Source organism: Catenovulum adriaticum, from assembly GCF_026725475.1.
Lineage (GTDB): Bacteria > Pseudomonadota > Gammaproteobacteria > Enterobacterales > Alteromonadaceae > Catenovulum > Catenovulum adriaticum.
In genome coordinates this window covers 207,794-232,484 of the sequence record NZ_CP109965.1, presented here as the reverse complement: position 1 = coordinate 232,484, position 24,691 = coordinate 207,794, and the positions used below count along the sequence as shown (strand labels likewise).

Annotated in this window: 24 protein-coding genes; 5 read left to right on the top strand and 19 right to left on the bottom strand. The window is 39.6% G+C overall.

Features of this window, described 5'->3' with window-relative positions; all coding sequences use genetic code 11:
* Positions 1–137: 137 nt before the first annotated feature.
* The gene (locus OLW01_RS01035) at positions 138–842 is read left to right on the top strand and encodes a TetR/AcrR family transcriptional regulator (protein WP_268074772.1); all 705 of its coding nucleotides are present in this window, start codon (positions 138–140) and stop codon (positions 840–842) included.
* A gap of 74 nt (positions 843–916) precedes the next feature.
* Here OLW01_RS01035 and OLW01_RS01030 read toward each other — a convergent pair whose 3' ends face one another.
* Positions 917–1,792 (bottom strand): LysR family transcriptional regulator, encoded by an 876-nt coding sequence (locus OLW01_RS01030; RefSeq protein ID WP_268074770.1) that lies wholly within the window; start codon positions 1,790–1,792, stop codon positions 917–919.
* A gap of 125 nt (positions 1,793–1,917) precedes the next feature.
* On the opposite strand from OLW01_RS01030, the gene trxA reads away from it, so the two are divergent.
* Positions 1,918–2,241 carry a thioredoxin gene (gene trxA, locus OLW01_RS01025; protein ID WP_268074768.1) on the top strand — a complete coding sequence of 108 codons (324 nt, stop codon included), beginning with the start codon at positions 1,918–1,920 and terminating at the stop codon, positions 2,239–2,241.
* Positions 2,242–2,302: 61 nt separating this feature from the next.
* On the opposite strand, the gene OLW01_RS01020 is transcribed toward trxA, so the two are convergent.
* From OLW01_RS01020 to OLW01_RS00950, 15 genes are all read right to left on the bottom strand, one after another.
* Positions 2,303–3,292: an endonuclease/exonuclease/phosphatase family protein gene (locus tag OLW01_RS01020; RefSeq protein WP_268074766.1), complete on the bottom strand. Its 990-nt coding sequence runs from the start codon at positions 3,290–3,292 to the stop codon at positions 2,303–2,305.
* Between the two features lie 229 nt (positions 3,293–3,521).
* Positions 3,522–3,707 carry a hypothetical protein gene (locus OLW01_RS01015; RefSeq protein WP_268074764.1) on the bottom strand — a complete coding sequence of 62 codons (186 nt, stop codon included), beginning with the start codon at positions 3,705–3,707 and terminating at the stop codon, positions 3,522–3,524.
* Between the two features lie 33 nt (positions 3,708–3,740).
* Positions 3,741–4,364: an urease accessory protein UreG gene (gene ureG / locus OLW01_RS01010; protein WP_268074761.1), complete on the bottom strand. Its 624-nt coding sequence runs from the start codon at positions 4,362–4,364 to the stop codon at positions 3,741–3,743.
* Positions 4,365–4,591: 227 nt separating this feature from the next.
* Complete coding sequence (locus OLW01_RS01005) at positions 4,592–5,329, bottom strand: urease accessory protein UreF (protein ID WP_268074758.1); 738 nt, start codon at positions 5,327–5,329, stop codon at positions 4,592–4,594.
* Positions 5,289–5,744 (bottom strand): urease accessory protein UreE, encoded by a 456-nt coding sequence (gene ureE, locus OLW01_RS01000; RefSeq protein ID WP_268074756.1) that lies wholly within the window; start codon positions 5,742–5,744, stop codon positions 5,289–5,291. Before ureE ends, OLW01_RS01005 begins: the two co-directional genes overlap by 41 nt.
* Before the next feature lie 55 nt (positions 5,745–5,799).
* On the bottom strand, positions 5,800–7,503 hold the full coding sequence (gene ureC / locus OLW01_RS00995) for an urease subunit alpha (RefSeq protein ID WP_268074754.1): 1,704 nt from the start codon (positions 7,501–7,503) through the stop codon (positions 5,800–5,802).
* Entirely contained in the window at positions 7,503–7,811 is a 309-nt protein-coding gene (locus tag OLW01_RS00990; RefSeq protein ID WP_268074752.1) for an urease subunit beta, read from the bottom strand. Before OLW01_RS00990 ends, ureC begins: the two co-directional genes overlap by 1 nt.
* 9 nt (positions 7,812–7,820) lie before the next feature.
* Complete coding sequence (locus OLW01_RS00985) at positions 7,821–8,123, bottom strand: urease subunit gamma (RefSeq protein ID WP_268074750.1); 303 nt, start codon at positions 8,121–8,123, stop codon at positions 7,821–7,823.
* 26 nt (positions 8,124–8,149) lie between these two features.
* The gene (locus tag OLW01_RS00980) at positions 8,150–9,064 is read right to left on the bottom strand and encodes an urease accessory protein UreD (protein ID WP_268074748.1); all 915 of its coding nucleotides are present in this window, start codon (positions 9,062–9,064) and stop codon (positions 8,150–8,152) included.
* A 117-nt stretch (positions 9,065–9,181) separates the two neighbouring features.
* Positions 9,182–9,877 carry an urea ABC transporter ATP-binding subunit UrtE gene (urtE, locus tag OLW01_RS00975; protein ID WP_268074746.1) on the bottom strand — a complete coding sequence of 232 codons (696 nt, stop codon included), beginning with the start codon at positions 9,875–9,877 and terminating at the stop codon, positions 9,182–9,184.
* Positions 9,874–10,689, bottom strand: a complete 816-nt coding sequence (urtD, locus tag OLW01_RS00970; protein ID WP_268074744.1) for an urea ABC transporter ATP-binding protein UrtD — start codon at positions 10,687–10,689, stop codon at positions 9,874–9,876. Before urtD ends, urtE begins: the two co-directional genes overlap by 4 nt.
* Positions 10,689–11,840 (bottom strand): urea ABC transporter permease subunit UrtC, encoded by a 1,152-nt coding sequence (gene urtC / locus OLW01_RS00965; RefSeq protein ID WP_268074742.1) that lies wholly within the window; start codon positions 11,838–11,840, stop codon positions 10,689–10,691. The genes urtD and urtC overlap by 1 nt, the downstream gene beginning before the upstream one ends.
* Positions 11,837–13,420, bottom strand: coding sequence for an urea ABC transporter permease subunit UrtB (urtB, locus tag OLW01_RS00960; protein WP_268074740.1), 1,584 nt, complete (start codon positions 13,418–13,420; stop codon positions 11,837–11,839). Before urtB ends, urtC begins: the two co-directional genes overlap by 4 nt.
* Positions 13,421–13,662: 242 nt before the next feature.
* Complete coding sequence (gene urtA / locus OLW01_RS00955) at positions 13,663–14,946, bottom strand: urea ABC transporter substrate-binding protein (protein ID WP_268074738.1); 1,284 nt, start codon at positions 14,944–14,946, stop codon at positions 13,663–13,665.
* 122 nt (positions 14,947–15,068) lie between these two features.
* The gene (locus OLW01_RS00950; protein WP_268074736.1) at positions 15,069–16,016 is read right to left on the bottom strand and encodes an outer membrane beta-barrel protein; all 948 of its coding nucleotides are present in this window, start codon (positions 16,014–16,016) and stop codon (positions 15,069–15,071) included.
* A 234-nt stretch (positions 16,017–16,250) separates the two neighbouring features.
* Between OLW01_RS00950 and OLW01_RS00945 the strand changes: the two genes are divergently transcribed.
* Positions 16,251–16,817 carry a pyridoxamine 5'-phosphate oxidase family protein gene (locus tag OLW01_RS00945; protein WP_268074734.1) on the top strand — a complete coding sequence of 189 codons (567 nt, stop codon included), beginning with the start codon at positions 16,251–16,253 and terminating at the stop codon, positions 16,815–16,817.
* 53 nt (positions 16,818–16,870) lie between these two features.
* Here OLW01_RS00945 and OLW01_RS00940 read toward each other — a convergent pair whose 3' ends face one another.
* Positions 16,871–17,230 (bottom strand): VOC family protein, encoded by a 360-nt coding sequence (locus OLW01_RS00940; RefSeq protein ID WP_268074732.1) that lies wholly within the window; start codon positions 17,228–17,230, stop codon positions 16,871–16,873.
* A gap of 135 nt (positions 17,231–17,365) precedes the next feature.
* Between OLW01_RS00940 and OLW01_RS00935 the strand changes: the two genes are divergently transcribed.
* Both OLW01_RS00935 and OLW01_RS00930 read left to right on the top strand, forming a co-directional pair.
* Entirely contained in the window at positions 17,366–20,758 is a 3,393-nt protein-coding gene (locus OLW01_RS00935; protein WP_268074730.1) for an ATP-binding protein, read from the top strand.
* The gene (locus tag OLW01_RS00930; protein WP_268074728.1) at positions 20,739–21,629 is read left to right on the top strand and encodes a response regulator transcription factor; all 891 of its coding nucleotides are present in this window, start codon (positions 20,739–20,741) and stop codon (positions 21,627–21,629) included. Before OLW01_RS00935 ends, OLW01_RS00930 begins: the two co-directional genes overlap by 20 nt.
* A 38-nt stretch (positions 21,630–21,667) precedes the next feature.
* On the opposite strand, the gene OLW01_RS00925 is transcribed toward OLW01_RS00930, so the two are convergent.
* The gene (locus tag OLW01_RS00925; RefSeq protein ID WP_268074726.1) at positions 21,668–22,294 is read right to left on the bottom strand and encodes a LysE family transporter; all 627 of its coding nucleotides are present in this window, start codon (positions 22,292–22,294) and stop codon (positions 21,668–21,670) included.
* A 307-nt stretch (positions 22,295–22,601) separates the two neighbouring features.
* Complete coding sequence (locus tag OLW01_RS00920) at positions 22,602–24,668, bottom strand: catalase (protein WP_268074724.1); 2,067 nt, start codon at positions 24,666–24,668, stop codon at positions 22,602–22,604.
* Positions 24,669–24,691: the final 23 nt, after the last annotated feature.

The following is a 24,691-nucleotide window of genomic DNA, read 5'->3' as shown; positions in this document are numbered from 1 at the left end:
TGGATTCGGTTTTTATTTAAAAAGATTGGATAATACCAATATGAAAATGTAAGCTGATAGCAAGAAAATAGCAGTCATTTAAGTAAATCAAGATAACGTTACTTTAAGTAACAAGCTACCAAGGAAAGGAGAGTTCCATGTCAACAAAACCTCAAAAGCGGGCAAGATCAGCTGAAGATAAATCGCTTAAAAAAGATCTTATTTTATCTACAGCAGCGACTTTATTTGATAATCAACCTGATTCGTTACCAACCGCTGCGGCAATTGCTAATAGTTCCGGCATTGCAAAGGGTACTGTCTATTTATACTTTAAAAGCAAAGAAGAAATTTTCCTCGCTTTGCTTGAACAACATTACCAAAATTGGTTCAGAGATATTAGAACAGCAATCACCGCAGATTCGCCCAATGCTGATGATATTATCAATGCGATTTGCCACTACATTGAAAATCAACCGCAGTTTTTTCAATTAGCCAGTCTAAGTAGCTCTATCATAGAACAAAATGTAAGTAGTAGTGTATTATTGGCCTTTAAAGAGCGCATGGTTAATATGGTTAACTCAACCTCTCATGATTTAGCCGAAAAACTAAAATTAGACGAACATGACACTTGTGCACAACTACTAATGCGCAGTTACGCCATGTTACTAGGGCTATGGCAGATAAGTCACAATCCTGAAGCATTGTCTGATTTGCTTGATCAGCCCAGCTTATCAATTATCCAGCCAGAGTTTGGGCTTGAAGCAAGAGATGCCTTATCACAACTATGGCAAGGCTATGTTGGTCAAAAAGATTCTAAATCAACAGGTCGTTTTTGGAAAATTGGAAACCTATTTACCAGTTAATGTAAACAAGCAACCCGTATACTCTATTACAAGCTACCAAAAGCCCTGCTAGGTTCAAGCCAAACAGGGCTTTTTTATAGCTCTAACCGACCAATATTATTTTGAAAAAAATCTAAAAAGACTCTTATTTTAAGGGGTAACGAGCGGCTTTGATATAACACACTTAATTGCTGCGCCACTGGTGGTTGAGATAAGCTAACCCGCTGCATTTTACAGTCGCTTTGGCACGTATAGTTAGGCAATTTTGCTAATCCTAAATCTCGTTGAGTCGCTTGCCTTCTCATTTCAGGGCTCGAAAAAATAGCTCTGGCGTTTACAGGGACAGATTGTAATTTATTACCTTGGCGAAATAACCAAGCTTCTTGTTCGTGTGACAAAATACAAGGCTCGTCAATTAAATCCTCCGGCTCTTTTAAATGTGATATATCCGCCTGATTTGACGCATAAATTGATTGCGGAAAACTCAATAAAGTTTTGGCAATACCATTCGAAGCCGGTAACTGAGATTCGTGCAACACAAAGGTAATGTCATAAGCTGTATTATTTTTTGGAAATGGCTCAGAATAATGCGCACAGTTAAGCATTATTTTTGGGTAAATGAGTGCAAACTCAGTAATCAATGCGCTCATAATCTGATTAAAAAATTCAAGTGGTAATAATATATTAAGCTCGCCTTTGGGCTCGTTAATAAAAGAGCCCACTTGTTCTTCTGCAGAATATAAAGCGTCGATATGAGGCTTACTGGTTCTATACAGCAGCTCTCCTGCCTCAGTTAGCCTTTGCGTTCGAGTGGTCCGAATCAATAATGGATTACCGACACTTTCTTCTAGCTGAACTAAATGTCGACTGACTTTTGATTTGGGAATTTTTAATTTAGCTGCCGCCTTGGTTAACGAACCTGACTCAACTAAAGTCACAAACAGTAATAAATCATCTAAGCTGGATCGCATAATTCTCTTTGTTGCATATTTAGAACAATATTTTCTATTAAACCCGACTAATCAAGTAAAAGCAAACTCGTTAGACTACACCCACTTTCAAGATAAACATTAAACAACCGAGGAGCTAACTCAATATGACAAACGTAACTCAAATTAAAGCACAAGATTTTAACCAAGCTGTTACCGAGCATGATGGTATCGTATTAGTTGATTTTTTCGCTGAGTGGTGTGGCCCATGTAAAATGGTTGCGCCTATTTTAGAGCAACTATCAAATGAACGTGATGATATAAAAATTGTAAAAGTTGACGCTGATGAAGCCCCTGACTTAATGGCTCAATTTGGTATCCGCGGGATTCCAACCTTGTTGCTATTTAAACAAGGTGAAAAAGTTGGCAGTAAAGTTGGAGCCGTTTCATTATCACAACTGCAAAGCTTTGTATCTCAAGCTAGTGCATAATATTTAGTTTATTTAATTTAAATTCGTCACTTTAAAATAAATAAAAACGGCCAGTCATATTTTATTTGCTGGCCGTTTTATTTTTGTCTGCTGTCAATCTCACAATAGCCAGTTCAGTTAATAAAGGAAAGTGATCTGAACCCACCTCATCTAACCTTCTCATGCTTCTGATTTTAAAATGCTGGTTATGAAACAAGTGATCCAGCGGCCAGCGTAAAAACCAATGCTGGGCATGAAACGTATTAAAAAAACCACGCCCGACTCTGGGATCTAAAAAACCACTTTTTTTAATAAAGTAACGAGTAGTAGGCGACCAAGCTACATCATTTAAATCACCAGCGACAATTGTAGGCATTCCATTATTGGACACTTCATCAGCCATTAGAACCAATTCTCTATCTCTCGCTTTTGAGTAAGTATTTTCCGTAGGGCTCGGTGGCGCAGGGTGCAAAAAATGAAATTGAATCAAGGTTTCATCATCCAATTCAAATTTACAATGAATGGATGGAATATCTTTTTGAATAAGCTCTGTCACTTTAATATCTGACAACGGAAAGCGACTAAAGACATGCATTCCATAAAGATTTTCTAGCGGTTTATTAATTTGGTACGGGTAGGATTGTGCAACCGATTCTAACTCTTTTTGCCACCATAAATTGCTTTCTAACGTTACAAAAATATCAGGTTGATATTTTTTTATTAGATTTAACAGCTTTGATGAGTCTTTATTGTCCATCAGCACATTAGATGTCAATACTTTAACTGTTTTAGTCGACTCATCATCGCATTCAACTTGCGTAGGGTAAAGCCTAGTATATGGCAAAATCCAATGCAGCTGATATGCCAAAGCCACTAAACTCAAAGTTAGCCCAAATAGCATCATTATAGTAGCGGGCAAAAAATAATATCCCAGCGCAACTTGGATAATAATTAGCGCTGAGATTTGCAATCTAGGAAACTCCCAAACACGTACAAGCCAATGATTACTGGGAAATAATGGCAATATCGTGATAGCAACAAAAACAAAACTGGTAATTAAAAATAGCAACATGATTGGCCTTAGCGTTTAATTTTAATCTAACTTGAATTAATGAACCAAGCTTTACTTTAAATCATCTTAACACTGTAGATGCGTGCTAAATACCAGTTATTTTATATCAAATAGATATAAACAAACATTAATTGTCACTTCTCATGTTTTATTCTGCTAGTGATAAGATAAAACAGAACGGTACGGTATAAAACATTACCGTACAGTTAATTGCTATTGCACCAAGTTGTTATTTATTGCTTTGATTTTTGCGATTGCGGTACCAGCTAATTCCTTTGACTACGACAGCCGCAAATGCAATCCAAAAGATGGCATGATAAAAAGAATGTGCTGTATCACCCAAATGGTGATCCGGATGCGCTAAAAGCTGGCTACTAAATAAAGTTAAACATAAAACAAACATTGAACGTAACATAATAAATTCCTCTGTCTTAAAACTGGGTTAAAATCAGGCTGACTTTGTAATATTTAACATGCCTTCGGTTTCGATAAAATCAATAATTTCAGCTAAGCCTTGCTGAGCTTTGATATTAGTGAAAATAAAAGGTCGGTCTCCACGCATTTTTTTAGCGTCTCTGTCCATCACCTCAAGTGATGCGCCCACATATTCAGCAATATCAATTTTATTAATAATTAATAAATCAGATTTAGTAATACCTGGTCCGCCTTTGCGCGGTATTTTATCACCGGCTGACACATCAATCACATAAATAGTTAAATCGGACAACTCAGGGCTAAAAGTCGCGCTTAAGTTATCGCCGCCGCTTTCCACTAGAACAAAATCCAATTCGCCATGACGCTCTTGCAATTCGTCAATCGCAGCTAAATTCATAGACGCATCTTCACGAATCGCTGTATGTGGACAACCGCCAGTTTCAACGCCCATAATTCTATCAGGTGATAACGCACTGTGACGGGTTAAAAACTCTGCGTCTTCTTTGGTATATATATCGTTGGTTACAACGGCCATATTGTATTTATCGCGTAATGCCGAACATAACTCACGCAATAAAGCGGTTTTACCTGAACCTACTGGTCCGCCTACACCAATTCTTAAAGTTTGTTTTTTCATTTAAATTTCCACCTTGCTTTCGCTCTTTTTGCCTATGACTTTTGCTAATGCAAAACTTCATTTAGCCGGCGAGCGATTATTAATTTATGCTTTTTTGTTTTCAGTTTTGTCAGATTAAAGTCCGAACGATTAGCCTAGAGCCTGTTGCGTGTTAGGAACAATTTCCTTTGGAAGCAATTTATTGTCGCTCGCCCTGTAAAGTGTTTAACCTCAACTCTGCCAATGATTTAGGATCTAAATAATCTGGTATATTGGGTTTCATGCCAAGCACTGGCCATTGCCAGCGCCGGTAAACTTGAGCCCACCTCATCTAATTGAGTTTGTTTAGCAATCTCAATGGCGCGGCTTGTTTTTTCACTTAATTTAAACATTAAATTTTGCGCCTGAGTTTGCCCAAGTGGCACTAACTTAGTGGCCGCGGCTATTTGGTTTTCAATAAAAGTCCAGCAAAATCCTGCTAGTGCTGCATCGCTTTCAATTTGCCAACAATAACAAGCTAATGCAAAGGCGCTGATAAAACTCACCTCATCCCACTGATTAACTTGCTGTAATACACAACCAAATTCAATATCTTGCTGATTTAATAACCGAATAAGTGCTTTACCCATAGCTAAATCAGCCAAACGTAACTCTGCACTTTCACGGCAAGCAATAATAAGCTGATTTAATTCACTAAATTGCTCAAAGTTTTGCTGCTGCAAAGCGTTAACTTGCTCAGCCAAGATAACTAAATCTGTATTAGCGATAGATTCAGTTAAATTAGTTTCAACCCAATTTGCTGTGGTTGCTGCGTTGTGAACCCAGTCAACTTCAATCGCGTACTCTAAACCTTGCGAAAATGAAAAACCGCCCACCGGTAAGCCAACGCTGCATAACTGCAATAATCGGTTTAACTGTAAAACACCTAATTGAGTCGACATTAAATTAGTGCTCGTGGCTGTGGGAATGGCCTGAATGTCCGCCATAAGCTCCGCTCTCTGGTTCAAAAATTTCAGCTTTATCACTGGTGGTTAAACCATACATTTCACACAGCTCTTGTAATACGTGATCTGGTTTAAACCTAAGCCAGCGCTCACCTACCTGCAACACTGTATGGCGGTTACCTAAGTGATAACACACTTTACTAAAAGTATGCCAATCTGAGGTTGATGCGGTAATAACTGGCTCTTGTGCCCCTTTTACTTCAATCAATTTGCCACATTCCGTTTTTAATACTTCACCCACTTTTAGTGGATGACCACGTTCAACAAAAATACCAACCGCTTCATCTTGGTCTGTTTTTGTTTTAATTCGGGCTTTCTGGCGTGTGCCATGATCCAGCGTAATGCTGTTAGTCACTGGCTCATGCACATGTGATAGCCTTTGGTAAACTTGTAACATCTAATTCCTCAAACTGCTAAACGTAAAGCCGAAAAATGCTTTACAACCAAATCAATTAAAATAAACAATATCGTTGCGCTAATGGTAGTTCTTGTGCTGGTTCACAGGTTAATAAAACACCATCAGCTCGCACTTCATAAGTTTGTGGATCAACTTCCACTTTGGGCGTTTCACTGTTATGAACCATGTCTTTTTTGCCAATGTTGCGCGTATTTTTACATACCCCTATTTTTCGGGTTAATCCCAATTGTTCAGGTACTTTATTTTCAACCGCTGCTTGCGATAAAAAAGTCATAGAGGTTTGTGAAGCCGCTTTACCTAAAGCGCCAAACATAGGCCGATAATAAACAGGCTGAGGGGTAGGTATAGATGCATTCGCATCACCCATGGGCGCTGCAGCTATCATGCCTGACTTTAAAATCATGGCGGGTTTTATTCCAAAAAAGGCGGGTTTCCACAACACTAAATCAGCCAGTTTGCCTTCTTCAATCGAGCCAACTTCATGCGCGATACCATGACTGATTGCCGGATTAATAGTGTATTTTGCAATGTAGCGCTTAGCTCTAAAGTTATCATTGTCTTGTGTATCCGGTGCTAAAGGTCCACGTTGAGTTTTCATTTTGTGGGCCGTTTGCCAAGTACGGCAAATCATTTCACCTACTCGGCCCATGGCTTGTGAATCAGAGGCAATCATACTAATAGCCCCGATATCATGCATAATATCTTCAGCCGCTATGCTTTCTTTTCGAATACGAGAATCGGCAAAAGCAATATCTTCCGGGATAGATGGATCAAGATGATGGCAAACCATCAGCATATCTAAATGTTCGTCAATGGTATTAACGGTATAAGGGCGTGTTGGATTAGTGGACGAAGGCAATACGTTTTCTTCACCACAGGCCCGAATAATGTCAGGCGAATGTCCACCACCTGCCCCTTCGGTGTGATAGGTATGAATGGTTCGGCCTTTAAATGCGCCAATCGTATCTTCAACAAAACCGGATTCATTTAAAGTATCGGTATGAATGGCAATTTGCACATCGTATTTTTCTGCAACGGATAAACAGGTATCAATCGCTTGTGGTGTAGTGCCCCAGTCTTCATGTAATTTTAAACCACAAACGCCGGCTTCAATTTGCTCGGCTAGCGCTTCGGGTAAACTGGCATTGCCTTTACCTAAAAAACCAAAATTCATGGGTAAGTCATGGGTGGCTTCAAGCATTTTATGAATATACCAAGTGCCAGACGTACAAGTGGTTGCATTACTGCCAGTTGCTGGGCCTGTGCCGCCGCCAATCATAGTGGTAACACCCGACATTAAAGCTTCATCAACTTGCTGGGGGCAAATAAAATGAATATGTGCGTCTATGCCACCTGCAGTAATAATTTGACCTTCACCAGCAATCACTTCTGTGCCCGGACCCACTTCAATATCAATATTATCTTGGATATCTGGATTGCCCGCTTTGCCTATTTTTTGAATGCGACCATCTTTAATGCCGATATCCGCTTTAACTATGCCCCAGTGATCGAGTATCAATGCATTGGTGATCACTAAATCTGCGGTATCTGCGCATGAAGCCTGGCTTTGCCCCATACCATCACGAATCACTTTACCGCCGCCAAATTTAACTTCTTCACCATAAGTGGTGTAATCTTTTTCAACTTCAATCCAAAGTTCGGTATCCGCTAAACGGACTTTATCGCCAACAGTTGGCCCAAACATATGGGCATAAGCATGCTTATCTATTGATGCCATTATTTTAATGCTCCCATGACTTCGCCTCTAAACCCGTATACTTTGCGTCTGCCTGCATAAGCCACCAGCGTAATTTCACGGCTTTGCCCTGGCTCAAAACGTACCGCTGTGCCCGCGGTAATATCCAACCTAAAACCCAATGCTTTTTCTCGCTCAAATTTAAGCGCAGGGTTGGCCTCATAAAAATGATAATGCGAGCCTACTTGCACTGGTCTATCTCCGGTATTGACCACTTCAATTGTGATTTTTTCACGTCCGACGTTTAGCTCATGTTCACCGGAGGGTGTTTTAATTTCACCTGGAATCATTTTAGCTCCCTATACAATTGGGTTATGTACTGTGACTAATTTAGTGCCGTCAGGAAAAGTAGCTTCAACCTGCACTTCTGGTATTAATTCAGCAATACCGTCCATTACTTGTTCGCGGGTTAATAAGGTACGGCCAAAGTCCATTAACTCTGCAACTGTTTTACCATCGCGAGCCCCTTCCATTATTTCCATGGTGATATAGGCCATCGCTTCTGGATAATTCAGTTTTACACCTCGGTTTAACCGCCGCTCAGCTAATAAAGCAGCTGTAAAAATCAGTAGTTTATCTTTTTCTCTAGGTAATAAATCCATAATCTTTTCTCTTAATCATTAAGATGTTAGGTTAACCAAATTCTTGGCGCCTTGCTTTCAAGTTCGCACAAAGCTTTTCGTAATATTTTCCAAATCGCAGCAAACAGTTTTTTGCATTCTTCACTTCGCTCGCCTAAATAACGAATAATAAACAAACCATCCAATTGGCTAATACTCACTTTTTCCTGAGCCTTAAGTGCTTCAACTTTACCTCTAATCAGAGTAAGTAAGTCTTCACTCTTAACTCTGTTTCTTTCACCACTTAATTGATTTGGTGCAGCGGCTATAAAAGTCCCCACGATATGATTACCTGCCAAGCCTGCTTTTTTATCCATCAACTGGTTATCTTGATTTACCTTTAACCTATCATGAAAGACTAATTTGCCATCCAATTTAACTTGGCAAAGCTGCTCAAACCGGCCTTTATCAAAAGGTTGATCCATGACGGGCAAACCTAAACAAATGACATCCCAGCCTAAATAAATGCTTGATTGAGTTAATTGAATATCTAGCTTATTGACGGCATCTGCGCCTTGAAAAATTAATGTTTCTTGCGGTAAATGCTCTAAAATCGCATTGTCGGATAATTGATATTGGGTTTGTTGAAGCTGTAAGCTAACACCTAAATTTTTATCATCTCTGGCACGATAAAACCGGTTGGCACCTGGCGTAGTTAACAAAGCATGGCTGTTTTTTTCTAGCTTGGCTGATAAATGTAGCTCGTCACCCGAGACAATGCCCGCTGGCGGATGTAATAAATAAACATGCGCGCAATCAGGGCCTTCTGGATAAAAGGCTTTTTGTACCGACAAAGGGCCATTACGTTCAATAGAACTTAGCCGGCTGCCATTTGCCGTTTGACTAAAAATTAAATCCAGATTGGCTATCCAGCTTCGGCCATTTTGAGCTGCTGTTGCTGAGTTCGCTGTGGATTGACTCATTCTGTTCTCGTTATTTATGATTCATGTTTGATTCGGGACACACCAAGTCTGTCGTTAGCGTAAAGCTTGCTGAAAATAAAAAAAGCTTCCGAGGCTAAATTTATTTTCAGCCGCTAATTATACCGCTAAATACTTAGCAATTAATTCATCATCCAATTTATCCATCGTACCCGATGCAACCACCTCGCCTTTTTCCATTAAGTGAAAGCATTCACCCACGGCCCGCGCAAACGGTAATTTTTGCTCAACCAAAATAATGGTCATTCCTTGCTCTTTGTTAAGCTTTAACAATACATCACGAATTAATTGAACTATGTTAGGCTGAATCCCCTCATTGGGTTCATCTAAAATTAATATATCAGGATTCAATACTAACGCACGCGCTATTGCTAATTGTTGCTGCTGACCGCCGGATAAATCACCACCTCTGCGGTGTAACATCTCTTTTAACACCGGAAATAGCTCAAACACTCGTTCGGGAATCTCTTTGCTGGCTTGGCGTTTGCAATTTAAGCTCACTTTTAAATTTTCTTCCACTGTGAGCTGGCCAAAAATATGCCGACCTTGGGGTACATAACCTACGCCAATTTCTGGTCTGTGTTCAACTGATTTTTTGCTAACCTCTTTTCCATTAATGGTTAACTGGCCTGTACTGATTGGCAGCATGCCCATAATGCATTTTAATAAAGTCGTTTTACCAACCCCGTTTCGGCCCATAATACAAGTACGTGAACCTTTTTCTATTTTCATATTCAGATCCCATAAGATCTGAGTGCCACCATACTTTTGATTAACTGAATTTAGCTCTATCATGCTGCCCCCTGATCTTCACCTAAATACACACGTACCACTTCCGGATTTGACTGGATTTCAGACATTGAGCCTTCGGCTAATACACTGCCTTGATGCAACACTGTGACTTTACGCGCGATTGAGCGTACAAACGCCATATCATGCTCAACCACAACCACAGAATGCTCACCCGCCAGTGAGGTTAATAGCTCAGCGGTGCGCTCAGTTTCCTGCCCTGTCATCCCGGCTACTGGTTCATCAACCAATAATAAACGTGGTTTAGCCGCTAACAACATGCCAATCTCTAGCCATTGCTTTTGGCCATGAGATAAAGCCCCCGCTTGCATATAACATTCTTTGGTTAAGCCAATGGTTTGTAAAATTTTACCAATTTCGTCTTTTTGCTCGCCGCTAAGTTTGTGAAATAAGTTAGTCCAAATGCCTTTATCGCCAGCTAAACTTAGCTCTAAATTTTCAAACACAGTCAGCATTTCAAATACGGTCGGCTTTTGAAACTTACGGCCAATCCCTGCTCGAGCTATTTGAGTTTCATCCATGCCAAGTAAATCAACCTGCTGACCAAAATTAACTTTACCAACATCAGGTCGAGTTTTTCCGGTAATCACATCCATTAGCGTTGTTTTACCAGCACCGTTAGCGCCGATTAAACAACGTAATTCACCGTCGTTTATGTACAGGCTTAAATCGTTTAGTGCTTTAAAACCATCGAAGCTCACACTAACATCTTCAACATATAAAATGACGCCATGCCTAGTGTCGGGCCGAATATTATCTTCTGCTAATAAAGGCGAACCTTGTTTATCGACAATCACTATTTCACCTCCGCAGTCGTTTTATTTGAAGCTGATTGAGCTTTTTTCGATTGCTTAATTTTATCTAAAACACTTGGTACAAAGCCAGCAATGCCTTTTGGTAAAAGCAAAGTCACGAGTACAAATAACCCACCTAACGCATATAGCCAAGCTTCTGGCATAATGGCAGTGAATCGTGTTTTTGCATAACTCACAACTAACGCACCAATGATTGCGCCATATAAAGATCCACGACCTCCAATAGCAACCCACACTACAATTTCAATTGAGTTAAGTGGTGAAAATTCACCCGGGTTAATAATACCCACCTGAGGTACATACATAGCCCCTGCTATCCCAGCAAGCATGGCTGACACAACAAATATCCATACTTTGTAATGCTCTGGTTTATAACCAATAAATCGCACCCGATTTTCAGAATCACGAATAGCTGTTACCACCCGTCCCATTTTTGAGTTCACTATAAAGTGGCAAATTGCGAAGCCTAAGGCTAAAAACAAAGCGGTTAATGCAAATAAAACAATTCGAGTGGTATCTGATTGTAATGAAAAGCCTAAAATATCTTTAAAATCTGTTAAGCCATTATTGCCGCCAAAGCCCATTTCGTTGCGGAAAAAAGCCAGCATCAGCGCATAAGTAACAGCTTGAGTCATAATAGATAAATAAACCCCACTCACCCGCGACCGAAAAGCCATTGTGCCAAAAATGTAAGCTAACAATCCTGGCCCCGCTAACACTAAGAAAATAGTAAAAATAAAGCTATCAGAACCAGCCCAATACCAAGGTAGAGCATCCCAATTTAAAAACACCATAAAATCAGGCAGTTCAGGGTTACCATAAACCCCTCTATCACCAATTTGGCGCATTAAATACATGCCCATGGCATAACCACCCAGCGCAAAAAATGCACCATGTCCCAAGCTTAGAATACCGCAATAGCCCCATACTAAATCAACCGCTAACGCTAATAAGGCATAACATAAATACTTGCCAAATAAAGTTACGGTGTAAGTACTTACATGCATTACTGAGCCTTCAGAAAATGCTAAATTGCACACAGCGACATATAAAGTCGTGATAAATAGGCAGCCAACGACAACCGGCAAGCTACCAAATTTTTTAAATAAATTTTGTAATGAACTCGGGATCATTCTGCTGCTCTCCCTTTTTGTGGAAACAAGCCTTTCGGACGTTTTTGAATAAACAAGACAAGTCCTACCAAGACAATAATATTTGCCAATACTGAACCAGTCAGTGGTTCTAAGAATTTATTAAACGAACCTAACGACATTGCAGCCACCAAAGTGCCCCATAAATTGCCTACACCGCCAAATACCACGACTAAAAATGAATCAATAATGTAAGACTGACCTAAGTTTGGTCCCACATTCGTTAGCTGGCTTAATACAACACCAGCAATCCCTGCAATACCAGAGCCTAAACCAAAGGTAATGGCATCAACACGATCACTGCGAACGCTCAATGCTCTTGCCATTTCACGGTTTTGCGCAACGGCTCTTACGTGTAACCCCAATGAAGAACGTTTCATAAAAGCAAGCAATGCTAAAAATACCGTTAATGCAAAAATAATGATATATAAACGATTATAGGTAATTGAAAATATAGGATTTATTTGCCATGAGCCACTCATCCATTCTGGCGCAGCCACGGTTCTATTTAAAGGTGAAAATACTGTTCGAACTAATTGCTGCAAGATCAAGCTAATACCAAAAGTAGCTAATAAAGTTTCAAGCGGGCGACCTTTAAGAAAACGAATAACCCCACGCTCAATTAAAATACCGACACTACCGGAGACAATAAAAGCGGCTGGAATTGCCATAAATAACGAATAATCAATCCACTGAGGAAACATTTGCTGAATAACATAAGTAGTATAAGCACCCAGCATAATCATTTCGCCATGCGCCATATTGATAACGCCCATCACCCCAAAAGTAATAGCCAAGCCAATTGCAGCCAGTAATAAAACCGAGCCAAGACTTAAACCAAAAAAGATGTTTTCTATTACTTCGTACGTCGAGCGTTTTTGCTTAATGCTATCAATGGTTTTATTTAATTGTGCTTTTAACGCTTTGTCAGATTCACTTAATTCAGAATTTTTGTATTCATTTAAGCGATTGAGCTGCTGAACCATATTATTGCGTACCGCTGGTTCTAAACTGCCTTTAAGTGATTTAACCGCCGCTAATTTAGCTTCACTATCACCATTTTTAAGCTGGTTAACTGACATAGCGGTTTGCATTAACTCAACAACATCTGTGTCTGACTCAGTGGCTAAACGCCCTTTTATTAACTGAATAGATTCATCGTTAGGATCATCTAAAATTTGTTTCACGGCCGCTAAACGCACCGTTTTATCTTTATGTGTTAAATCAATTTGTGCCAATAATCCTCTGATATGGCTTCGAATTCGGTTACTCGTTCTAATTTTTTTAAGCGCAGATTTAGATTGATTAGCAAGCGTTTCAGTCGATAAAACAGGCGTAAGCTGATAATCACCAGCTGGTTTTTTTCGAATGCTAACCACTTGCTTATTGCTTTTTAGGTAATATAAATCACCGTTTATAATTTCGGTTAATACAAAACGAACTTTATCGTTATCTTGCTCTGCTAGTTGATTTAAGACAGGGGTAATATTACGTAAGCTTTTATGGGGAAGCTGGTTAACCAAAGACTCAAACTCATCAGCGCTAGCTGCTAAGCTGGTCATTGATATCAGCAATGACATGATAAGGCAGAATGTGCGCAACATTGCGGTATTCCTTAATTTGGTGTTACTTGTATCCGGATAAATATCCTTGCTTTAGCAGCACAGTCTAAAACAAGGATATTACTTGGGAGATTAATTAAAGCGAACTAAAGATGTGCCTATAGCTTCAAAGTAAACAAGCTCCGGTATGGCGGCCGAAGCTTAGCCTGCAAATTTATATCGACATATCTTTTATTTTTAACTTAAAAGTTTTGGCCTGAACATTTAGTGGTTTTAATATCAAAGTTGCCGCAGTTAACTGGCGCAGTCCAATCCGCAATTAAGTTTTTAGAGCTAGGTAAAAAATCAGACCAAGCATCACCAATGACAGTACCTGCAGTTTCCCAAACCACTTCTAATTGACCGTTATCTTGAATTTCACCAATTAAGACTGGTTTAGATAAATGATGATTTGAGTTCATAACGGCAGTGCCACCGGTTAAGTTAGGTACGGTAATACCTATCATCGCTTGCTCAACTGCATCTACATCTGTAGTACCGGCTTTTTCAACCGCTTTAGCCCACATTTTAAAACCAATATAAGTCGCTTCCATTGGGTCATTGGTTACACGTTTGTCATCACCAATAAATTTTTTCCAGTTAGCGATAAATTTTGTATTTTCTTCACTTTCAACACTTTGGAAGTAGTTCCATGCCGCTAAATGACCAACTAGTGGCGAGGTATCAAAACCAGATAACTCTTCTTCACCTACCGAGAAAGCGACTACTGGAATATCTTCAGCAGAAATACCTTGGTTACCTAGTTCTTTATAAAAAGGTACGTTCGCATCACCATTAATCGTTGAAACTACCGCAGTCTTTTTACCAGCTGAACCAAATTTCTTAACTTCAGACACAATACTTTGCCAATCTGAATGACCAAACGGGGTATAGTTGATCATAATATCTTTATCTTCAACACCCTGCGCTTTTAAGTAAGCTTCTAATATTTTATTAGTGGTACGTGGATACACATAATCTGTGCCTAATAATACCCAGCGCTCGGCACCAATATCATTCATTAAATAATCAACTGCAGGAATCGCCTGCTGATTTGGCGCAGCCCCTGTGTAAAATACGTTTTTAGAAGATTCTTCACCTTCATATTGAACTGGGTAAAACAACAAACCGTTTAGCTCTTCAACAACTGGCAATGCTGATTTTCGTGAAACCGAAGTCCAACAACCAAAAATGACATCCACTTTATCTTTTGATAATAATTCACGGGTTTTTTCTGCAAATAGCGGCCAGTTTGATGCAGGGTCAACTACGACGGGCTCTAATTTTTTACCTAACAAACCACCCGCTTTATTTTGCTCTTCGATCATCATTAAAACAGTATCTTTTAATGTGGTTTCAGAAATAGCCATAGTGCCAGATAAAGAGTGTAAAACACCCACTTTAATGGTGTCAGCTGCGTAAGCCATTGAGGTCACTAAACTTGATGCAACTATGCTACTTGCTGCAATTAACTTTTTAATTTTCATTAGGTTATCCTTTCAAAAATTGATAATTTAAAAACTGCTTAAATTCGTTTGGGTTTATTTTTTATTTTGTTGCAGGTGAGCTGACCCACCTGCTTATTATTGTTATTAATGTAATTTTTAAATTAGAAAGTAACTAAAGCTTCTACCGCAATCGTGTTTGAGTCACCTTTTGTATCGCTTTCATCCATACGGTATTCAAACACCATTAGTAAGTTATCACTCACTGTGTAACTAGGAGAAATTGTAATCGCACTACCATCATCAATCACAGCGCCCGCCGCATCTTCAATTTCAAAATCATGGTATCTCAAAGTGATACCTGCAGAATCAAATGCATAGTTAGCCATTAAAAGAAAGCCATCCCCTTCTGAACCCGCTCCTGCAGTATCTTCAGAGCTGTTATACTCAGCCGCTAACGTTAAATCGCCAGCAGAATAGGCAGCCCAAGTGTTAAATGCTTTTGTATCACCATCTTGTAAATAAAAAGCTTTAACGGTGACAGAATCGGTAGGGGTAACGGCTAGCATGGCTTCAAAGCCAGGGTGTTCTGAATCTGTATCTTCAGGACTAAATGGACTGTTAATGACTGAAAGTGCAGCAGAAAAAACATCACCGCTATATAAACCAGAGACACCTTGCTGATAATAGCCATAAAAGTAAGGGGCATAACCTGTACCTGAGTATTGGAATAAACCTGTTGGTTCTTCCGTTTCCCAGCCCGAATAACTTAAGAATCGACCTGCTTTTACAGTAAATTCATCCGTTAACGCGTAGGTCATAAAAGCTTGCTCTAAATCTACTGCGCCATAAGCATCTTTATATTCTAAATCGACTTGAGCTTTTAGTTTGTCATCAAAATCATATAAAAAATCGATTTCGAATTGGTCTAAACCAGAGGCACTAACTGAGTCGCCGCCATCTACATCGGTATAGACATACGACATATCAATAAAGCCAGTTGCGGTTAGCTTTTCTGATAACTGGAAACCATCAGCTTGAGCTAGAGGTGTTGCGGTTGCTGCAGCCATTGCAACAGCCAAACTTAACAAACTACGTTTAGATACTTTCATGTGTTCACCCTTAATTTAAGTTTTTTATTGTATTTGGCACGCAAGCAGAACTGAAAAATCACAATTGGGAAATTGGTCAGTCAAAACAGTTCTGCTTACGACTGCAAACAGTATCTCTTGATTTAGCTATGGCGAACATTCGCCAAAGTGCGCATAGGCATACGTAGATCTACGTAGTTTTTTAACTTTTACAGGTTATACTGATGAAAAAACACCCCAGACAAGGAAGCAACTATGGGCAAAAAATTTGCCGAGTTATCAACTCAACACATTGAATTTATTAATAAACAGAACATTTATTTTGTGGCGACTGCCGCGCAAACTGGCAATGTGAACTTGTCCCCTAAAGGCGGAGATTCATTAAGAGTATTAAATAAAAACACTATCGTTTGGCTGAATTTAACGGGCAGTGGTAATGAATCAGCCGCTCACCTGATTCAAAATTCAAGAATGACAATCATGTTTTGTGCGTTTGAAGGCGCCCCTATGATTTTGCGTGCATACGGAAATGCTAAAATGTTGCATCAAACCGATGCACAGTGGTCAAAATATCAAAACTTATTTGCGCCCAGTGTTGCAGCCCGACAAATTTTTATCTTAGATATTAATTTAGTACAAACTTCGTGCGGTATGTCAGTGCCTTATTTTGAATACCAAAGCGACAGAGATGATTTAGCTAAATGGTCAGTTAAACAAGGCAAAGCAGGTATAGACAAATATTGGATTAAAAAGAACCAGCAAAGTATAGATGGCTTTGAAACTCAAATTGTTGAACGTGCGGGCATCCAACATAAAACTTAATTTATTGTTTAGGGGTGATTAAAATTCGAAATTGATAGTTAACCTAAGCCGCTTTATAGGTATTCAAGCAGCTCTATTCTATTACCAAATGGATCACGAAAATGAATCCTATCCAAGTTTTTAATGTTAACTGGCGCTGAGAATTCAATGTGAGCTTGTTGCAACTTTCGCCGCCAACTTACTAAATTCTCGACTCGGTAAGCTAAATGCGCTTTGGTATTTGCTCTGTGCTCAAAATCTTCAGCGCCAAGGTGTATTTGCTGTGTGCCTGCTTCCAACCACAAACCACCGCCTGCTTTTAAGTTGTCGGGTTTTTCAATCTCGGTAAAGCCAAGTAACTGACAATAAAACTGGCGAGCCTGCGGCTCCGAATTTTTAGGAATAGAAATTTGAACATGATCAATAATGAGCATAATACACCTTAATAATTGAAACTAAGCCAAATCACTTGGCCACTACAAACTAAGTTATTTTACCCATATTCAATTCATAGTCACCCTGATAAACTATTAACAGACTATAGCTGATTCAAAAGCATAAAATTATCAATGCAGCCAAATCCTAAAATCCGTTTTACCAGAAGAACTTATAATAAACTTGTCGCCAATGAAATGATGGAAGATTTTGCGCTGCGCTTTACCGCAAAACGTGCCAGAAAATGGTCATCAATCTGGATAGCCAATACCGCACTTGGCATTGTTTCATTTTTAGTATTAGAAGCAATTGGCGGGGCCATTACCTTAAATTATGGCTTTGTTAATGCCGCTTGGGCCATTGCAGCGGTTTTTGCTGTGGTATTTTTAAGTGGCTGGCCCATTAGTTATTACGCAGCTAAATACGGTGTAGATATTGATTTACTCAGTCGCGGCGCAGGTTTTGGCTACATAGGCTCAACAATAGCTTCACTCATTTATGCATCATTCACCTTTATCTTTTTTGCGCTTGAAGCCGCTATTATGTCAATGGCTTTACAGCTCTTGTTTGGCCTGCCTTTAGTATTCGGTTATGTCATTAGCGCGCTAATAGTGATCCCGCTGGTAACACATGGTATTACCAATATCAGCCGCTTTCAGGTTTGGACTCAGCCTCTGTGGATTATTTTACAAATAGTGCCACTCATTTATGTATTTAATCATCCAGACAGTCAGCTGGATGAGTGGATAAATTTTACCGGCGAAGCGGGCGAAGCAGGCGCCTCTTTTAACTATTTGCTGTTTGGTTCTGCCTCCGCTGTGTTGTTGGCCCTTGTTGCACAAATTGGCGAGCAAGCTGACTTTTTGCGTTTTTTACCAGAAAAACCCAAAGGCAAACGCTGGCAATGGTGGCTAGCGATGACAATGGCCGGCCCAGGTTGGATGATTTTTGGTGCAGCCAAACTTTTTTTAGGTTCATTTTTAGCTTGGCTTGCTTTAAAACAAGGTATTGCGGCGAATGTTGCTGATGATCCAGCACATATGTATCAGGTGGCATTTGGTTATGTCATTGATAACCCACAAGTGAGCGTTATTTTAGCTGCCAGTTTTGTGGTTATTTCACAGCTTAAAATTAATGTCGCCAATGCTTATGCCGGCTCTCTGGCGTGGTCTAACTTTTTTTCACGGGTTACCCATAATCATCCAGGACGAGTGGTCTGGATGTTTTTTAATGTTGCTATTGCCTTATTATTGATGGAGCTAGGAATTTACCAAACCATCGAGAACATGCTTCAGGTTTATTCGGTATTTGTTTTAGCTTGGTTGAGCTCTGTGGTGGCAGATTTAATTATTAACAAACCCTTAGGGCTGAGCCCAAAACACATAGAGTTTAAACGCTCACATCTATACGATATTAACCCAGTTGGCGTAGGCTCTATGCTGATTGCCTCGTTAATTGGCTTTACTGCGCATTTTGGTTGGTATGGTGACGTTATTGAAGCTTTTGCCTCTTACATAGCGTTTTTCTTACCTTTTATTACAGTACCTATTATTGGCTGGTTAACTAAAGGAAAATATTATTTAGTTAATCCAAACCGGCAAGAAATTAAGCAAGCAACCCAGTGCTACATTTGTGAAAACGAATTTGAGCAAGAAGACATGACTTTTTGCCCAGCTTATGGCAAAGCCATTTGCTCTTTATGTTGCAGTTTGGATGTGCGTTGCGGCGATATGTGCCGTGAAGACGCCACTTTATTTGCCCAAGCCCATCATTTTTTCCAGCGATTTTTAACCACTCAATTGCTAAAAAAAATGAGCTCTCCTATGGCTCAATTTTTAGGAGTCACCCTATTACTCAGTTTTATTAGCGCGGGCATTTTATTTTTAATTTATATGCAAGTGCCATCCAGCGATGCTGAGTTAAAAGCCGTATTTGGCGCCACTTTATTTAAAATATTCTTTTTATTGCTAATTATTATAGGCATTGTCAGTTGGCTATTTATTTTAGCCCGCAGTAGCAATCGCTTAGCCTTAAAAGAGTTACGCTTTCAAACCAAAACATTGGCACATGAAATTGATGCGCATGAATCCACCACACTCGCCTTGCAAAAAGCGAAAGAAACGGCTGAATCAGCCAACCAAGCCAAAAGCCGTTATTTAACCGGCCTAAGCCATGAACTACGCACGCCACTTAATGTGCTGCTGGGTTATGCCCAATTACTCAACCAAGATAAAGCGATTCCCGCCAGACAAAAAGAATCCATTGCGATTTTAAAACGTAATGGCGAACATTTAGCTGACTTAATTGAAGGCCTATTAGAAATATCCAAAATTGAAGCAGGCCGCATGCATCTGCAGCGTGACGAAATACATATTCGCCCATTTTTAAATCAATTGGTCGACATGTTTACCATGCAAGCCAAAAATAAAGGCATTGAATTTATTTACACCCCTTGTGAATTTTTACCTGAAGTAGTGGCCGCAGATAAACAAAGGTTTAGGCAAATCTTAATAAATTTATTATCTAACGCCGTAAAATTTACCCAGCAAGGGCAAGTTCACTTTAAAGTAAGTTATCGCAATCAAGTTGCCCAGTTTAGAGTTGAAGACAGTGGCATAGGGATTTCAGCAGCTGATCAACAGCAAATCTTTAAACCGTTTGAACGAGTAAAAGATGCTCAAATACAAGCTATTAGTGGCACGGGTTTAGGCCTAACGATATCCAAGTCTTTAGCTGAGTTAATGGGAGGCGAAATTAGCCTGACCAGCCAACTCGGTGTAGGTAGCTGTTTTAAACTTAGTTTAATGCTGGCTAGAGTTAACAATTCAGCCACTGAACCTGAATACAACAAAGCCCATGCTGTCGCTTACGATGGTGAAGCAAAAACAATTTTAGTGGTTGATGACGATCCAAATCAAAGACAATTAATGGATGACTTTTTATCACCACTTGGCTTTAAGTTACATTTAGCAGACAAACCATCCAGCGCGCTTGAACTATTAGCTCAATTTAAAATTGATTTAATTTTACTAGATGTCACTATGCCTGAAATGAACGGCTGGCAATTAGCAAAATTATTGCGCGAGAAAAAATATATAATGCCCATCATCATGGTTTCAGCTAATGCCAGAGACACTGAAAAAGATGAACAAAATGCGGGCTATCATGATGATTACATGGCAAAACCCATTAACACTGACAACTTATTAGGTAAAATAGGCCAGCAGCTTAATTTAGAGTGGATGTACCAGTTTGTGAACGAAGAAGAGCCACAAACCTCACAGCCAAGCGCTGAATCATCCGTTAGCGCCCTGCCTAAAGCCGGAAAAGCACAATATCAAAGTTTAATGGCGCTGGCCGAAATAGGCTATTTGTCAGGTTTTAAAGAAAAACTAGCAACGCTGCAAACAAGTTATCAATTTGACGATAGCAGCCTACACAAATTAAATGAGTTAGTTCAAAGCTGTAACTTTAAACTAATTACCGAATATTTACGTGAGTTAATTGATGAGCAAGCCAATCAATAATGTAGTATTAGTCGTTGACGATTCGCCTGAATCGTTAGGCATGCTTAATGTTGCCTTAAATACCGCAGGTTACACCGCCTTAGTGGCATTGAATGGACTACAAGCTTTATCTATTGCCGAAAAAGTAGAACCCGATATTGTCTTAATGGATGCCATTATGCCTGAGCTAGATGGCTTTGAAACCTGCAAACGGTTCAAACATTTGTTTCCGTCGATTCCGGTTATTTTTATGACAGGCTTAACCGACTCTGAAGATGTGGTAAAAGGCTTTGAAGCCGGCGGCGTAGATTATGTCACTAAACCAATTTCAACAGATGAAGTATTAGCCCGAATAAAAGCTCACCTAAATACCGCTAAATTGGCATTAAGCGCACAGTCAGCCTTGGATCATGCCGGTAAAAATGTATTTTGTATCGACAATAACGGCCAACTTGCTTGGGCAACTCCGCATGTATATCAGCTCATTGAAGAAATATACCCAAATCAAGATTCTCCTTGGACGCAACTAGAGTCCATATTGCAAGACTGGATAAAACAAGGGGATTTAGCGCCATTAGCATTGGATAACACCACACCGGTTGTGCAGGTAATGTATGAAAGAAAACAAGATGAGCTTCATTTAATCCGCTTAGCCAAAGCCAAAATTCAGCGCACCGCGAAAGACTTACAGCAAGCCTTGCCAATTACTAAACGTGAAGCCGAAGTATTATATTGGTTGGCACAAGCTAAAACGAACTGGGAAATTTCGCAAATTTTAGAAATGAGCCCCAGAACCGCCAATAAACATTTAGAACAAGTATTTAAAAAGTTAGAAGTCGATAACCGCACCGCAGCCGCCGCTATTGCGATCCGAATTTTAGAAGGCTCGTAATTCAGCAGCTTGCTAAAAAATTGGCGACTTTATAAACATCAAGCTCGGCCAACAAAGCACAAAATAATAGCGGCTAAAGCAAACAAACTCGCAAAAATTCGGTTTAATGTTGTTTGTTGCTCTACTGATTTAAGGTGCTGTAAAACCTGAGTTGCTAATCCGGTATAACCCCCCATTACGATAAGGTCGACAAAGATCATCGTCACCATCATTAGCAAATATTGCGGTAACAAATCTGCTGAGGTATCCATAAATTGCGGAAACACAGCCAAAATAAATACAATCGCTTTTGGATTGCTCATATTTACCAAAAATCCTTTTAAAAACAAACCGCGCTTTAAATGCTCAATTTGCTCTGCTTTTGCTAATGTAACTTGCTGAACAGGCTGTCGCCACTGTTTAAAAGCCAAATAAAATAAATAGCCAACCCCTAACCATTTAATCACATTAAATGCGGTTTCTGATGCTGCAATTAAAGCGCCTAAACCAGTGATGGCAATTAAAATTTGCACCACTATGGCAAATTCCATTCCCAGTACATTAAAATAACCACGCTTAAAACCATAGTTCACCCCGCTCGACATACAAGCTACGGCTCCCGCTCCGGGCGATACACTAATGACCCAACAAGCGACAAAAAAAGCGAACCAAGTATCAAATTGCATTTCACACCCAAAAAATATTCAAAATAGATAAAAATAGTTAAATAACCATATTCGAAATAATATAAGCCAGTTAGGTTAAAGTATTTAACCGAGGGCAATTGTAACCTCTGGGGTTTTATTAACAATTACAGATGACTAAAAAAGATTGGGGTTAGATCAGTTAGGTGCAGATTAAAGTTATTAAAAATAAAGGTAACGTTAGCTTTGTTGAGCATTTCACTCGTTCGAGCTTTAGTTCATTTGATTAATTTTATTCAAAAATACTGACAAAAAAGAGGCCATAAAAATTTTATGGCCTCTTAAAATTTTATCGTCTCCAGAATCGTAACTGGCTCAGTATGGTCATAAATTTATCACCTTTTAATTTAGTGAGTTCATAAAAACCATCATCCATTTTACTATCTAGGTTCGTTTCTTTAAGTAACGGCAGGCAGTCATCCGTATAGCCAATAAATTTATTATGGGCAAATGCATCCATAACAAAGTCTTTAGCTTCCGGAATTAAACTGAGTTCTTTTGCCCCCTCTGTTGAGGTTAATAATAAAACCGCATCATAAAGCACAGATGGCCCACCATTAACAATTTGATCTGCGGGTAACACAGTTCCGCTATCTGTTTTTACTCCGCTGCGGGTTGGGGCTATAATTTCAAACATAGCGCCTTCAACCTCAAGAGCGGCTTTTACTGAATCAAAAATATCTTGGTTTAAGCCATTTGTAGCTAAAATACCGAGCTTTCTACCTTTAAAAGTTGCAGGCGGATTTTTCAAAATACTCAGTGCATCAGATACTTTTAAGTCGGTTCTGGCTGGCATAGCTGCTTCTGCAGGTTCCGGCATTTCTGGAAACCCTAACCCTTGAGCAACAACATTCGCCAACTTTTCATCAATATTTAGCAAATGAGAAACCACACGCTCGCGAATTTTTGGCTCTTCAACTTTAGACAATTCAAATACTAACGCACTTTGAATATGTTGTTGTTCAACTTCAGTTTGGCTCTTGTAAAATTGCACAGCCTGACTATAGTGATCCGAAAAAGTTTCAGAGCGATATCTTACTTTACTTCCGCTAATTGTCTCTTGGCTACTCTTGAAACCGTGTTCAGGGCACGCTCTGGGATTATCTTCACCTCGATCCCAAGAATTGGGTTCATAGTTTGCTCGACCTTTAGGGTTCTGCATTGCCATATGGCCATCTTGCTGAAAATGACGAAGTGGACATTTTGGCGCATTAATCGGTAAGTGAGTAAAGTTTGGTCCGCCTAAACGCTTTAATTGGGTATCCAAATACGAAAAGTTTCGACCTTGAAGTAAAGGGTCTTCGGTAAAATCAATACCCGGAACAATATTTTGCGTACAAAAGGCAACTTGTTCTGTTTCAGCAAAAAAGTTATCAACCACACTATTTAGCACCATTCGGCCAACTTTTTGTACAGGCACATCTTCTTCTGGAATCAGTTTGGTCGGATCTAAAATATCAAATTCAAACTGGTCGGCAAATGTTTGATCAAACACCTGCACGCCTAATTCCCACTCAGGAAAATCGCCAGCTAATATAGAATCCCAAAGATCACGTCTATGAAAATCCGGATCCGCACCATTTAGTTTTAACGCTTCATTCCAAACTACAGATTGCAGGCCAAGTTTAGGTTTCCAATGAAACTTAACAAATTTCTCAACCCCTTGGGCATTAACAAACTTAAAAGTATGCACCCCAAAACCTTCCATAAATCTTAATGAACGTGGAATTGCTCTATCCGACATTGCCCACATAATCATATGCATAGACTCTGGGGTCAGGCTGATAAAATCCCAAAAGTTATCATGTGCCGTTTGTGCTTGCGGAAAACCTCTGTCGGGCTCTGCTTTCGCTGAGTGAACTAAATCTGGAAATTTCATCGCGTCTTGAATAAAAAATACAGGGATATTATTACCCACTAAATCCCAGTTGCCTTCTTTTGTATAAAACTTAACCGCAAAGCCACGTACATCCCGAGCTAAATCTGGCGATCCCTGACTGCCTGCGACCGTTGAAAATCGCACAAAAACAGGCGTTTTTTCATTTTTACGCTGAAATAAATCAGCACAGGTTAAGTCAGCTATTTCATCATAAGTTTCAAAATAACCGTGCGCCCCATAACCTCTAGCATGAACAACTCGTTCAGGAATTCTTTCGTGGTCAAAATGAAATAATTTTTCCCGTAATATATGATCTTCCATCAAAGTAGGGCCACGCGAACCGCCCTTTAATGAATTTTGGTCATCGCTAACCGGGCAACCTTGGGCTGATGTCATTACCTCATCGCTATTGTTAGGATGCTGATGAAGCTCCCCTCCTTTACCTTGCCCTTTGCCGTATTTAAATGTTTCAGCCATACAATTTTTCCTCCAGTGGTTTG